The sequence below is a fragment of the Leptolyngbya sp. Heron Island J genome, assembly GCF_000482245.1.
Taxonomy (GTDB): domain Bacteria; phylum Cyanobacteriota; class Cyanobacteriia; order Phormidesmidales; family Phormidesmidaceae; genus Leptothoe.
Window position 1 is genome coordinate 22,774 of sequence record NZ_AWNH01000016.1, and the last position, 13,461, is coordinate 36,234.

General features: G+C 48.0%; 15 protein-coding genes. 6 read left to right on the forward strand and 9 right to left on the reverse strand.

All coding sequences use genetic code 11. From position 1 onward, the window contains the following. Positions 1 to 85 precede the first annotated feature (85 nt). The 6 genes from N836_RS45325 to N836_RS45350 form a co-directional block, all read right to left on the reverse strand. Complete coding sequence (locus N836_RS45325) at positions 86 to 979, reverse strand: SDR family oxidoreductase (RefSeq protein ID WP_023071264.1); 894 nt, start codon at positions 977 to 979, stop codon at positions 86 to 88. Between the two features lie 163 nt (positions 980 to 1,142). Continuing rightward, on the reverse strand, positions 1,143 to 2,063 hold the full coding sequence (locus N836_RS45330) for a helix-turn-helix domain-containing protein (RefSeq protein ID WP_023071265.1): 921 nt from the start codon (positions 2,061 to 2,063) through the stop codon (positions 1,143 to 1,145). 87 nt (positions 2,064 to 2,150) lie between these two features. Then, on the reverse strand, positions 2,151 to 2,639 hold the full coding sequence (locus N836_RS45335; protein ID WP_023071266.1) for a transposase: 489 nt from the start codon (positions 2,637 to 2,639) through the stop codon (positions 2,151 to 2,153). A 63-nt stretch (positions 2,640 to 2,702) separates the two neighbouring features. Next, on the reverse strand, positions 2,703 to 3,605 hold the full coding sequence (locus tag N836_RS74120; RefSeq protein WP_081716802.1) for a transposase family protein: 903 nt from the start codon (positions 3,603 to 3,605) through the stop codon (positions 2,703 to 2,705). 145 nt (positions 3,606 to 3,750) lie between these two features. Then, a complete protein-coding gene (locus N836_RS45345) occupies positions 3,751 to 4,044 on the reverse strand; it encodes a transposase (RefSeq protein ID WP_023071268.1) in 294 nt (97 codons plus the stop codon). A gap of 431 nt (positions 4,045 to 4,475) precedes the next feature. After that, complete coding sequence (locus N836_RS45350; RefSeq protein ID WP_023071269.1) at positions 4,476 to 5,381, reverse strand: SDR family oxidoreductase; 906 nt, start codon at positions 5,379 to 5,381, stop codon at positions 4,476 to 4,478. A 151-nt stretch (positions 5,382 to 5,532) separates the two neighbouring features. Here N836_RS45350 and N836_RS45355 point away from each other — a divergent pair, with 151 nt between their 5' ends. Further along, positions 5,533 to 6,408, forward strand: a complete 876-nt coding sequence (locus N836_RS45355) for an AraC family transcriptional regulator (RefSeq protein ID WP_023071270.1) — start codon at positions 5,533 to 5,535, stop codon at positions 6,406 to 6,408. Between the two features lie 12 nt (positions 6,409 to 6,420). Here the strand turns inward: N836_RS45355 and N836_RS0137220 are convergent, their stop codons facing one another. Next, positions 6,421 to 7,479, reverse strand: a complete 1,059-nt coding sequence (locus N836_RS0137220) for an SDR family NAD(P)-dependent oxidoreductase (RefSeq protein ID WP_161634930.1) — start codon at positions 7,477 to 7,479, stop codon at positions 6,421 to 6,423. Positions 7,480 to 7,856: 377 nt separating this feature from the next. Between N836_RS0137220 and N836_RS45360 the strand changes: the two genes are divergently transcribed. From N836_RS45360 to N836_RS45380, 5 genes are all read left to right on the forward strand, one after another. After that, positions 7,857 to 8,279 carry a MarR family winged helix-turn-helix transcriptional regulator gene (locus N836_RS45360; RefSeq protein WP_023071272.1) on the forward strand — a complete coding sequence of 141 codons (423 nt, stop codon included), beginning with the start codon at positions 7,857 to 7,859 and terminating at the stop codon, positions 8,277 to 8,279. Between the two features lie 113 nt (positions 8,280 to 8,392). Beyond that, positions 8,393 to 9,007: a Crp/Fnr family transcriptional regulator gene (locus N836_RS45365; protein ID WP_023071273.1), complete on the forward strand. Its 615-nt coding sequence runs from the start codon at positions 8,393 to 8,395 to the stop codon at positions 9,005 to 9,007. A gap of 202 nt (positions 9,008 to 9,209) precedes the next feature. Then, complete coding sequence (locus tag N836_RS45370) at positions 9,210 to 9,941, forward strand: hypothetical protein (RefSeq protein ID WP_023071274.1); 732 nt, start codon at positions 9,210 to 9,212, stop codon at positions 9,939 to 9,941. A 77-nt stretch (positions 9,942 to 10,018) separates the two neighbouring features. Then, positions 10,019 to 10,471 (forward strand): DoxX family protein, encoded by a 453-nt coding sequence (locus N836_RS45375; protein WP_023071275.1) that lies wholly within the window; start codon positions 10,019 to 10,021, stop codon positions 10,469 to 10,471. Between the two features lie 39 nt (positions 10,472 to 10,510). Then, entirely contained in the window at positions 10,511 to 11,719 is a 1,209-nt protein-coding gene (locus tag N836_RS45380; RefSeq protein ID WP_023071276.1) for an MFS transporter, read from the forward strand. 71 nt (positions 11,720 to 11,790) lie between these two features. On the opposite strand, the gene N836_RS72905 is transcribed toward N836_RS45380, so the two are convergent. After that, positions 11,791 to 12,609, reverse strand: a complete 819-nt coding sequence (locus N836_RS72905) for a class I SAM-dependent methyltransferase (RefSeq protein ID WP_023071277.1) — start codon at positions 12,607 to 12,609, stop codon at positions 11,791 to 11,793. A gap of 497 nt (positions 12,610 to 13,106) precedes the next feature. After that, on the reverse strand, positions 13,107 to 13,454 hold the full coding sequence (locus tag N836_RS0137235) for a hypothetical protein (RefSeq protein WP_023071279.1): 348 nt from the start codon (positions 13,452 to 13,454) through the stop codon (positions 13,107 to 13,109). Positions 13,455 to 13,461: the final 7 nt, after the last annotated feature.

The following is a 13,461-nucleotide window of genomic DNA, read 5'->3' on the forward strand; positions in this document are numbered from 1 at the left end:
GAAAGACGATTTGTTGAATGCGGAAAGTTAGATTGCTTCAAGAAGTGCGTTCGCCAGAACAAACGATTTGCCTGATTAGAACAACTTAGCGCGTTAGATATCCGCCGTTAATCCAGATAGTTTGTCCTGTAATCCACTGAGCACTCGGCAATGCGAGGAATTCTACGATTGGAACAATGTCACTGACGACGCCCAATCTGCCTGCTACAGCTAAACCTGCTGCAAACTCAGCCGTTTGAGGCGTTTCCATACTATGGAAGAACGGCGTATCGACAGGCCCTGGCGCGACAGCGTTGACGGTAATCCCTCGCCCTCCTAGCTCTTTTGCACCCATGCGAGTTATCTCTTCCATGATGGCTTTACTACCAGCATAGGCGGCGTAGTTGGGAGCTGCACCTGCGAGCAGCGATGTGGCAATGTTGATAATTCTGCCGTTGTCAGAGAGGCGTCGAGCTGCCTCACGGGTACAGAGAAAACTGCCACGGGTATTAATGTTGATCATGGCTTCAAGGTCTTCGTCTGTGACATCAGCGATCGCCTTCTTCACAATTGCGCCAGCGTTATTCACCAAAATGTCAGCTTGACCGAACTCATTGAAGGCAACGTCAAACATTTTCTTCACGTTCGCAGCCTGACCCAAATCGCCTTGAACCAGCGCAGCTCTAACCCCTTGCTCGCGGACCAGGCGAGCCGTTTCTTCCGCTTCGCCAATGGTCTCAGCCCGGTGGTAGTGAACCACAACGTCTGCGCCCTGTCGTGCGAAGGCCTGTGCGAAGGCTCGGCCCAAGTTTGCTCTGGCTCCAGTGACGATAGCGACTTTGCCTGTGAGGGCACGGCTTTCTGCGGAGGGCGTGGCAAAAATTGCTTCAGCAGGCGCAGCTTGAGAAGAAGACTGGGCCATTGCTTTGCTGGCGGCCAATGCACTTACAGCGCCTGTTGCGCCCAATGCAGTCAAAAAGTTACGGCGGTTAGAACTCACAATAATCTCCCAGTGATTTGATTTAGCGGCGTTTGCCTTTGGTTGATTACTATTAAGCCAAAGTCAGCCTGGGAAATAAATGCACATTTTACAGGTAGGCTTGCCTATTTCTAAGGGCTTGCTTTAAGGGTGAGAAAGCTTTATGGCTAGGATTGAGAGATTTTTAGCCTTCCTGTTGAAAGCTCTTTCGAAAGACAGAGGGAGAGACTTCAGCATGCTTTTTGAAGAAGCGCGAAAAATGAGCAGCATTCTTAAACCCTAAAAGAGAAGCAACTTCTTGAATAGGTTCTGATGAGCGACGCAGTAGAGACTTAGCTTCAGCGACTATCTTCTCCGTAATCCAGTTATTGACCGTCTTTCCTGTCTTGAGTTTGATTACACTACTGAAGTAATTAGGGTTTAAATATTGAGCTTGAGCGTAGTCTTGTACTTGAAAAAGGCGATCGCATTGTCCTGCTAACAAATCTCGAAAGTGAGCTTCCAAATGACGCTTAAACGTAATCGCAATGGTAGAGCTAGTAGAAACTTCTGTCAGCGGATTGTAGGCTTTCCAGAAGCGTTCTTTAATTTTTAGTAGCAGAACAACAACCAAACATCCGATAATTTGAAACTTGTAGTCAGATTTTGATTGATATTCTCCAAGCAGTTGCTCGCCAAGCCGATCAAATATCTGAACAGTATCGGCTTCCGGGTAGCTGGGCGGGGCAACTTCTGCAATCAGAAAAGGGAAGTCATCTAGCACTGTTTCACGAACGTATTGCTTCAAGAATGCTTCTGAGAAGGTAATCACATATCCGTACGAGCGCTCATAGATTTCGAAGCCTTTGATATGTCCTGGATTTGTAAAGTAGATTGTGCCGTTCCGCGTCGGATATGATTGGTCATCAATGATATAGCGCCCTCGCCCTGCTCGAATGATGAGTACCGAATAATAGTTCGCTCGAAAGACCGGGGACTTGACTGGCACATCGCCATGAATGTCTTCTAGCCGATGAATTGTAAAATCAACGTCTTGCTCTAGCGCTCCGCCCATCGAAGCATAGAACTCAGACATTGAATTGTAGACTTTAATCGTGGCTGCCATGCCAATCTTTGATAGCAATACTCCAAGGATAGTCTGGTTAGACTAATGGACGGTAGTCTCATTATTTATAGAACTGATTTGAGATCTCTAAGCATTGACAGCAAGCCTCTTGAGCATGAGTCTGACAAAGCATAGATTGAGTAGAGTTGTGGCATGAGACAAGGTTCTCTCAAAGTTCTTGACTAAACTCTTGCACCGCTCCATCCAGGCATTGGAACGCTCTACAATCCAACGGGCTGGAACGGGGACGAAGCCTGTCTTACCGGCTGCCGCTTTCTCTGCTTTGGAGGGTTTTGGTGAACGTTCAAATCTGATTTTTCGCATGATCTGGGGATACACCGCTTCGAGTGCGGGGATCAGCGTATCCGGGTGGTAGCCATGGTCGACCAAGATAGTAATCTTCGGAATATTGACGGGTTTTGAGCGAAAATAGTCGATGTTGAGGCTTAACAACTCAATCAGCCCGCTATCGTCGGACACATTGGCTGGCGTACACAGTGTAAAGAAGGGAAATCCAAGCGTATCAATCGCGAGATGCCGTTTGATGCCATTCGTTGCCTTGTAAACACAAGACATTATTGGAAATAGTGAGTATATCATCTGCAGATCTTATCTGCCCTCTTTGGCTAGCCGCTAGTGTTAACGGCGTAGCTCTAACCGAAAGTTGTGCAGCCCACACGCTGTTTCCATCACAGCATCCACAAATCCCTCAACCCGATTACGAAATCTTTGCACCAAAATCTGACACCGTTTGATGCCCCCAATATGATGTTCGACTTCCACCCGAAGACTCGATATGCCTCGATTGATCACTTTTTCGACCTCTGTTAATTCTCCATTTCGAGGCTTCTTCTTCGGTTGTACAATCGTCACTCCCTCGGGGTGATACCCTTGAAACCCTGTGTCTTGAAGTAGCGTGCTTCCCTCTGGAAACTGATAGTTTTCTTCATCCGCTATTTTCTTGTCGTGTTTCTTCCCTTCGTAGGTCCCGCTCAAATAAACCACCTTGCCTTTACGCTCATTGATGATGACGTTGGTGACACTATGAGTTTTCTTCTTTCCACTGTAGTAGTCTTTCTGTTTATCCTTGTCCTGAGGACGATTAATCCGACGTTCTGTCCCATCAATCATGAACTCTAGACTGGGGCAATTTGATAGCACGGTTTCCAGATTCGCGGGTCGACGTTCTGGCAACTGTTGCTCTTCGCCTAATGCCTCGTTGAGCCGACCGGTGAGCCGATGGATCCATTCATTCGCTTGCCCCTGACTCATGCCAAACAGGTAGCCGTGAACTTCCTGCGTCGGGTATATTCGGAAGTACACCAAGATGAAAAGTAACTTATCGTCTAGTCGTTTTAGATGGGCTTTACGACCGGCTCCATAGGAACGTTGACGTCCTTCTCGCTTAAACGTCTCTGACACAAAACGCTCCCAGGCCACACCGAAACTCGGCAGCAATGCCTCAAACTCAGAGGGGTTGAAACCCGTTAAGCTGCGAAGCGTACGAGGTTTATTTTTCAGAGTTGCATACTGCATTCTCATCTGACCTACCCTGAGTGGTAATACGAGCGGTTATTTTAGCAAATGGCCTTATTTCCGATTAAGTCTACAAAATCCTTTGGTCTCAACACTGGCATTGCAGGTATTCTTAACGGCTTGAGAGTCAATGATAATCAATGTGGTCCATTTAGGTTTTTTTTACCTGGGCACGCACCTGTTCGTGCAGAATCGTCATCAGCGTCTCTATCGTTCCGGCATCCCGCCACTGCTTGTAGTGCCAGTAGACTGTTGAATAGGGAGGCAAATCTTTAGGCAGGTCTTCCCAGTTACAACCATTCTTGAGGCGATACAAAATGCCATCAATGATGTCGCGATAACTCCACTCTGGAGGACGTGTCTTCTTCCTTGGGGGCAACACCTCAGGCAACAGCGGTTCTAGAATTTCCCATTCTGCATCGGTCAGACTGCTTGAATATGCCATAGTACCTGGAGTAGACGCTACTTAGCATTTTTGCCTAAACCCTAAAAGATCTCAAATGGGTTCTATAAGATACTGTTGGCGAACTAAATGTTAAATGCTAAAACAACGAGAAATTGTTCGTTCAGCTAGGTTATCGAGAACGAATTTAGCGAGTTTGAGCCGCTACCGTGGAGTTCGCCAACAGTATCTTATACCTTCTGAGATATACATAAAACCGTGTCTCAATCTATGTCTCAAAATATCGTTCTCATAACGTTTAAGATATAGTGAGACGCTTGAGGTAGGTCATGTCAACGGTTGGCTATGCCAGGGTGAGTTCTGTTGGTCAGAGTCTGGGTACGAGTAGTTTTGGAACAGTAGCCTGCGCTAAGGCTGAAAGCGTTACATCAAAAAGGTTTCAAAACTCGATTACTTTCATTTAATTGATTTCATCACCAGCGAACCCGCAGGCGATTTACCAGAAGATCATCACCCAAAATTTCTTCTTTCATGGCGTTTAGTTCGCCTACATCCCAATTCGCACTGAGGTATCTTCCTTTTGCCCAATCGGCGCGACCGGACGATAACCAGACTGCAAACCCAGCTGCGAGTTCTGGATCATCGTTTAAGTATTCATGCATATAGTCCGGCATCGCTTTGCCGATTTCAGTAGCAACACCGCCCGGATGCATTGCAAAGCACTTAATGCCTTCATCGCCATGGTCATTTTGAACAAACTCCACAAGCCGGTTCACAGCGTGTTTGGAGGTTTGATAATCGGACGCACCATCGACGAGAAGCTGTGCCCCTACGGATGACACCATGATCAGGTGCCCCCCTGATGCCCCTTTCGCTTTATGGTAAGAGGCTGATTTGACGAGATGTGAAAGCGTATACCGGGCGGTGTGATAAGCACCTTTCACATTGACTTCGAAATTCATCCACCAACTATCGGGATCGGATTCAGCGATTTTAACCCATGGCCCCAGAAAGCCTGCATTGGCGTCTACCACATCAATACCCCCGAATTTGGAGACACAATCATTGACCGCCAATTCGACTTGCCGGGCGTCGGTAACATCAATCGAGGACGCCATAAATTCAGTATCGGTATTAACTTCCGCAACACGAGACCGTGTTTCCTCCAACCCCTTTTCAGACCGCGCCGTCGCATAAATTGCTTTGACGCCTGCGGCAGCAAATGCGACAGCTGTCGCCTGGCCAATGCCGCGCGATGCTCCGGTGATAAAAAGAACCTTATCGGTTGCTGAACCGGCAAGCTCGCGCGTAGGATCAATTGCAGGGTAGATTGAATGATGAGCAGTAAGATCCAAAGATTGTTTTTGAAGTGATGACATGATGCCCTCTAAAACTGTTATTTGACAGGTTAAATCTTAGTTACCATCGCGCTTTAGAACTTGTTCAATCTTCCAGAATACTTGCCTATATCTCGAAAAACTGAAACACATTGATTGGCAAATCCCCCGTCCTCTCGACATAATATTTGACATGCTTGAAAAGATTAGAGAAAACACAATCAGAGCGCTGAACAGCAATCTCGCAGCGGGAAATTTTGCCGCCTATTCAAACGACGTATTTTGCTTTTCGGAATGTCAGCCGAGCGACCTTCGCGAAACTATGTACGAGCCCGCACTTTGCCTGATTTTGCAGGGTGCAAAGCGCACGATGATTGACGGGAGGATTCTCAATCTCGAGCCAAGCGATAGCGTGGTTATTAGCCACCATGTGCCAGTCCAGGCCCAAATTACAAAAGCCTCCGGCTTAGAGCCATATATTGCTCTCATCGTGAAAATGAATTTAGGAATTCTACGCGATTTGCACCGTGAGATCGCGAAAATTATCAAGACATCGGACACATGCTACTCCGTTGTGTCAGAAAGAGCTGATGAAGCGCTCCTTGAAACAACCTATCGCTTACTTGAAACTCTCAGCGATCCTATCGAGTCAAAGCTCATGGGGCCGGCTGTATATAGAGAACTACACCTAAGACTGTTACAGGCAAACCATGGCGGCATGCTGAGACAACTGGCGACAAAGGATAGTGTCGCGGACGGCATCTCACAGGCTATAAAATTCATCCGCGAAAATTACGATAAAGCTCTATCGGTCGCGGCGCTCGCAGCTGAATCGGCAATGAGCGAATCTTCGTTCTATCAGAAATTTAGGGAAATAACGGGTACGACGCCAAACCAATATCTAAAATCATTGCGACTTCAAGAAGCCCACAATTTTCTATCACTACAGGGCATGAGCGTCACCCAAGCAGCGTTTGCTGTTGGTTATCAAAGCGTCAATCATTTTAGCCGTGACTATTCCAAGGCTTTTGGTGCATCGCCGAGAACCGCGAAAATCGCCGCCCAATAAGCAATATATAGACTAAGCTATGGATCGCGAAAGCGACCCGTAACTGACATCGAACACTTCGCCTGAGACCTTCGATGTCCCTTCACCTGCAAAGAACGCTACAGCATAGGCAACATCTTCGACTTCAAGATGGGCTACATTCAATGGACTACCTGCAAGACCAGCCTCCGCAACTGCGTCGAAGGTGGGATTACTGGTGCCTGGCATTAATGTCCTCAGAACCGTCAGATTATCGGCGAGAGGGGTATCAACAAGCCCCGGAGCCACGACATTGCAGAGGATATTCGATTTCCCGTAGGTGACAGCTGCGGATTTCGCAAAACCGATGACTGCCCATTTCGTGGGTGTGTAGATCGGAAAAAGCTCATTCCCCATGCGTCCGAGCGCCGATGAAATATAAATAATTCTTCCGCCGTTCTGACGCTGCATGAAAGGCGCGGCAGCTTGCGTTGTTTTAATAACTCCACCGACATTAATCTCGAAAACGGTGCTGATATCATCGCTTGAAAACTCTTCGATCATGCCAGCTTGAGAAACACCAGCGTTAGCGACAACGATATCGAGGCTTCCGAATTCATCGACAGTACGCTCGACCGCGCGCTTTTGAGCCTCTAGGTCTCGAACGTCACCTTTGAAGGTTAAGCACCGTACGCCAAGCGCTTCGATCCGGGCTTTCGCCTGGCTAAGATCACGTTCTGATGCCAGTGGATACTGAACGTTTGGGATGTTTGGTTCTGCAATATCGAAGAGTGCGATATTGGCCCCCTTAGCCGCAAGCGCTTCACCACTTGCAAGACCGATACCCCTCGCACCACCTGTAATGAAAGCGGTTTTTCCGGATAGTTCTTTTTTACTCTCGGCATCAAGTGAGGGCTGTACATCTGATGGCTGTGCATCGGCAGCGTCCGTGCCGAGAATCGTCGGGCCAGCCACAGTAACAGCAGCCGCTCCAAGCCCGGTAAGCCCGGTCGCAAGAATGCGGCGACGTGCAGGGTTGCTCGGTCCGTCTGAAGGGGAGCCAGCCTTTATATTGTGGCGCTCTGAACGTTTGGAGTCATTTTTGTTGATCATGGCGAAACTAGGTATCTTCATTAGCGGTGAGCTGTTCAACATCATCGTAAACGCCGCAAAACCCGGACAGGTGCCTAATCCTGTAAATTACTTGCCTAAAGCTCCAAGATTATGATGACGCTGACTCTTGAATCCAAATCATTTATTGTGTTGCTGATTGATAACCGAAGCTCGCAACGCTGAGATGAGAGAGCTTGGGAGAGGATGCGTAATTTTCGACAATTGTTCTTGTCGAAACTCCAATGAGCTGCCGTCCCCATATTTTGGGGTAAGTGTGTTAGCTAGGCGAATCACCCAAAATAGTAAGTGTGCTATTATTTAATTAGCCAGCTAAATAAATCGAACAGTACAACATCGTGTCCACACCTGCGCAGTCTATGCCAGACACCATCAGCTACTTGATGGCAAAAGTTTGTAGAGCTCATCGCGGCCTAGCTGGAGCTTTGCTGGCTGACTACGGCCTTCACGTTGGGCAAGAAGTGCTGTTAATGCACCTGTGGGAATATGACGGGCGATCTCAGTCTGAACTAGTAGATTTGATGGCGGTTGAACCACCAACGCTTACTAGAATGCTGAATCGTCTGGAAAAATCTGGTCTTGTAGAACGGCAACGAGATCAGATAGATGCACGTGTATGGCGCATCTATCTAACTGAGGCTGGTTGGGCGCTAGAGGAGCCAATTCAACGAGTATGGCGAGAGCTGGAAGCCAGGACGATAGCCAATCTCGCGATTGAAGAGCGGGTCCTACTGCGGAGATTGCTTATGCAGGTGCGCAGGAATTTAGAGGAATCAAGCTAACCCACAGGTAAGTTGATTAACAGCGCCTAGTATTTACTTAGCCAGCTAACTTCTTTCATTTACTTAGCCAGCTAAGTAAATGAAAATTCTAATTTATGAGGAGGTATTCGCAATTGGATCTCACTAACCTTGATGGCCTGCCCTCTGACCTGCGGGCGGTTGCTGTTGTTCAGCAGGCGATCGCAGGTCAGGTCATTTTTCAGCAGGGGGAAGCGGCCGCCTCATTTTTTATCGTCAGAAATGGGCGCGTCAAGTTAGAGCGCTATACCGATGAGGGACGTATGGTAACGCTTCAAGTAGCGCGACCAGGTGAAGGGGTTGGTGTGGTTGCTCTGATGTCAGACACCTATTCTAGTGCTGCGATCGCAGAGGTGTCTTCCCAACTCATTCGATATCCTAAAACGGCCCTAATAAATGCGTTGCCAATATATCCAGCTTTGGCGGAAACCTTGTTGATCATGCTGTTGCAAATCATTCATTCCTTAGAGATTCGCTTAGAACTACGAGACATTCGAGCATCCCAGCAGCGTGTGCTGAGATATCTGCGCTATCAGACCCAGGACCGTGAGCAGAGTATTATCACTTTTGATCGACCCCTCAAAGAGATTGCGACAGATTTAGGATTTACCCCTGAAACGCTCTCACGAGCCTTGACTCGACTAGAGCAGGCGGGCCTGATTTCACGCCAGGATAGACAGATTACATTACATCCATCCTCAACCGCTTGATTTCGATCAAGGAACTGTTCATCTGATTAGGCTAAAATCTGCACGCTATCGACAGTAAAGACATTTAAGAAACCAGTCTGAATTGCCATCATCAGTGTGACTTTAGTCAAAATTCCTGCATACTCTCGGCGCATGCGGTTAAGCGCTGTTGACCCAGTTAAATATTCAGTTCATTGTTACTCACGTTGAGGGATTAGTAACCATGCTAAAGGCCTTGGTTTATCGAGTTACCCTGATCGCAACCATCATTCTATCTGTTCTTGGTGTGCTCACTGGCCTGCCAGAGTCGGCTCAAGCAGATACACCTGTTTCCTTGGACAACACCCGCGAAGTTGTTAACGTTGTTACTGTCTATCCAACCAATACGAAAACTCAATCCAAAGTTTTCTCGGAGGTATCTAAAGCAGAGCAAGCAACATTTTCAACCCTGCCTGGTTTTGAGGATGCCGCTATCCTTAACGCGCAAGATGGTAGTCAGGTGGTAGCGCTCTCTCAGTGGCAGGGTAACGATCTCTCTGGCTTTCAAGCCTATTCCGAAGAGCATGTTTTGAAAAGCTCCGCCAGTCAGCCCCCGAGATCTTTTGCCTGTCAGGTTCAACATACGGAGAGCAGATCGGCAGATCTGACCTTTGACAGGGAAGATGTGATCATGTTCAGTCAATTTAAGATGAAGCCAGAGAAGGTGCAATCTGAACTGGCATCGGTGATCACTCAGATGATGCCGGGTGTCCTGGAAATGATTCCTGGTTTGCAATGGGCCGCGATGTGCCCCAGTATCGATGACTCTACGATTGCGTTACTAGCCCGATGGAATAGCCGTGAGGATTTTGAGTCCCTTGGCCAAAGGGCTGGGTTTGATCCAGAAACCAACTATTGGCAAGACTACGCCATTAACGAACACGGTTTATATGACGTTATGCAGGTCATTAACTGAGTCGGTAACCCTCCAACAAGATCGGAGGTGATCAGGCCTTTATGATTTGACTGAGATCGCAACAGGAACTCACATCAATGCCAATCCAAGCATTAACTCAATATCTACCAGGATTCACATTTTTAGACGGGGCTCCCGCATGGGGACTCTTAGGGCTGCGACTCATTTGGGGCGTGATTCTCATCAATTACAGCTTTCCGATGGTTAAAAATCCTCTGCACTGGATGGAGAGAGAGGGCCAATCGTCTGGGTTTCCTTCCTTGTTACAGGCCTTGGGCGCGCTTACAATTTTTGGCGGGGGCATTGCCATGATTGCTGGCTTCCTCACTCCACTGGCTGCTTTGGGGTTGTCCGGAGCCATGATCATCGCATTCACGCTTCATCTCTTGAATGGGACACCTTTTGTGAAAACCGCGCCAGATGCTCCAGGAGAATCTTACGATACGTCGTTACTATATCTCGCGATCGCCCTATTGTTTATGTTTCTCGGGTCAGGAACGTTCTCTCTCGACTATTGGCTATTTGGCTAAAATCCGGACGATACAGTTGGCAGCATCAAGGCGGTAACTATGGCAAGACTGTCACAAACCTTTCAGGACAAAACAAACCAGTTGCCCGTTAAAATCACCCTGCTTTTGGTCAGTACCCTCACCGTAATGGCAGGAGCAACAATCGCACCTTCTCTCCCGGCGATGCAAGCCTTCTTCGCAGAGGTTCCTAATGCCGACTATCTGGTGCGATTGGCCTTGACACTGCCTGCCTTGTTGATTGCCCTCGGAGCCCCCGTCGTTGGAGTTGCCATTGATCGTCTTGGCCGTAAACCCTTGCTGCTAGCTGCATTAGCTCTTTATGGTATTGCTGGAAGTTCTGGCTTTGTGCTCAGCGATCTCGGCTCAATTTTGGTCGGTCGTGCCTTTTTGGGCGTCAGTGTGGCGGGCATTATGACCATCGCTACCACCCTGGTTGCTGACTATTACAGTGGCTCTGCCCGAGCACAATTTCTCGGCTTACAGGCCGGGTCTATGGCTCTGGGCGGTGTACTCTTTCTCACCCTTGGGGGATTTCTGGCCGACGTCAACTGGCGATTACCCTTTTTGATTTACCTGATGGCGCTGGTATTGATACCCTTTACGGCCATTTTCTTGCCTGAGCCTCTACAACAGCGGCCCTTCACCACTGACAACAATCCCACTCAAGATGAGAGTGTCGATGCATCCCAGATCTTTCCAACTCATCTCGTCGTCATGACCTATGGCATTGCCCTGATCACCCAGATTGTTTTTTACCTGATTCCAACCCAATTACCGTTTTACTTGCAACAAATTGCGAATGCAGGCCCTTCCCAAAGTGGGTTGGCCATTGCCCTTACTACGCTTTTGTCAGCCGTTAGCTCTATTGGCTATCGCCAGATCAAAGCTCGCTTAGGATTTGTTGCTATCTACGGTATTGCTTTTGTCAATCTGACACTAGGTTATGGTTTGATTAGCTGGGCGATTAGCTATGTCGGAGTACTGGTAGGATTAGTAATCTCAGGGATTGGCGTTGGACTGCTTATCCCCAATATGAACCTATGCCTGACCACTGCAACCTCAGATGCATTTCGAGGGCGAGTGCTGAGCGGTATTACCACCTGTCTCTTTTTAGGTCAATTTCTATCACCGCTGTTGAGTCAGCCGATTAGTACTGCTATGGGATTGGGTGCAGCCTATGGCTTGGCCGCCAGTTTAATGCTGTTCTTAACTGGCGCGACCTTAGTACTATTTTGGCGCTGGCGATAAGGCGGTTTACACAGAAACCTACGGTTATGAAATTGGTAGTAGCTAAAAGCCAGTATTCATAGGCATTTCAGTTACAGGCTCGCTAATAGTTTCGGCACGGCTCCAGCAGATTTGCGAGCCCAGACACCAACATTGGCAGCATTCTTGAATGAGAAACCAGGATCATTCATGTGTTCTATTGCAGAAGCGTATACCTCCTCAGGTAGCGCGCTTGCCGTACCTGATTTCATCAAAATAGACCAGCCCCTACAATGAATAGAAGCCGCCTTGCTACCACCGTGTTCTATGGTATAGCGCTCGTCTATGACAATATCTTCAAAGCCAAGATTATCAAGTGCCTGGGGAAGGTTTCTGCCAAGGTAAAGATTCATGCGCTTTGAGGAGACCACCGCTTCCATATAACGAAAGACCTGACGCACACTAGCCAAGCTATTCTGGGGTTGTCCTTCGGCCGGAAATGTGGAAAAGTCAGGCTCTTCTAACACGATGTATCCATGAGGCTTCAAAGCTATAGCCAGCTTGTTTAGAGCATTGAGTGAGTTTTCGAGGTGCATCAGAACATTTCGACAATGAATGAAATCGAATGCATTTTCTTCGAGTGCGTCCGATTCAATATTGTGCTTTCTAGTCTCCAGATTTGAGTACTCATCTGAGTGTAGAAACCGGAGATTGATATCTGTTGCCGTAACATGCCCTGTTGCTCCGACTTGTTCGGACAGCCAATAGGCGATTGAGCCTGCACCTGCACCTACTTCAAGACATTTCCAACCATTACGAATACCAATTCGATGAAATCGGTCAATGCTTATGTCATCTTGAATACCCTCGACCAGCTTTCTTCGTGATAGCTCAAGGGAATCCTTTTCTGCATTCGCGTAATAGTGACTCATGCAAATCTTCTCGGCTGACTACTGATGTACAGTATGGAGCCTGTAGCTCAGTCAGCGTACCTTTCACCTCATAGAAAAGGAGAAAGCCACCTTGGCCTTCTGATAGCAGCCGAGCAATTTTGACAGTAGGGACTATATCCCAACTACTTGTCAATGACGCTATGGGCATTTCAGGGGCTCATACGCTTGATAGGGCAGAGCTTAAACTTGCCAGCTAGATTTAGGCACTGTATTGAACTCTTTACCTGACAAGGCCTATAGGCTGCTACTGTTATTTTGGTTCCGTTGCTATCAGAAGGCCTTGTCGAGCAGGTCGGAGATGCCCAGGATGACAAGGGCGGACATCCGCTGGCTCGCACGAGCTGCATCCAGGAAACCAAAACCTTCCATTTCTACTGCAACCGCATCACCATAGTTCGATCTGGTGTTTGTATAGAGGCCTTTCTGAAATACTTTGCCAAGTTAGTACCAGATTCTAATGATACTGGACCATTAAACTACTCGGCTGAAAAAGCAGAGGCGATCGCACCCTCCAATTGAGCAATAGTCCTTGCCCGTGCTGTATCTGCGATCGCACGAGCCGACTCAGCCAGCAGCACCGCCAGTGTAGGGGGCTTCTTCGCAATACTAGCCATGTAGCCCAATGCTTTACAAAACGGATCATCAAGGTTTGTTGCAGCCGCCACTCTTACACCATCGGCACTGCCTGCATTAAATGCTGATAGTGCTTGCTCTTGGGCATCAGTCCACGGTGCTCCAAGTTGCTCAAGAAATGTGGCTATGAGCGTATCGGTATCAACTTCAGCCACTGGCTTTAACGCAGGTTTTATCGGGGTAGCAACCATTGAAAAT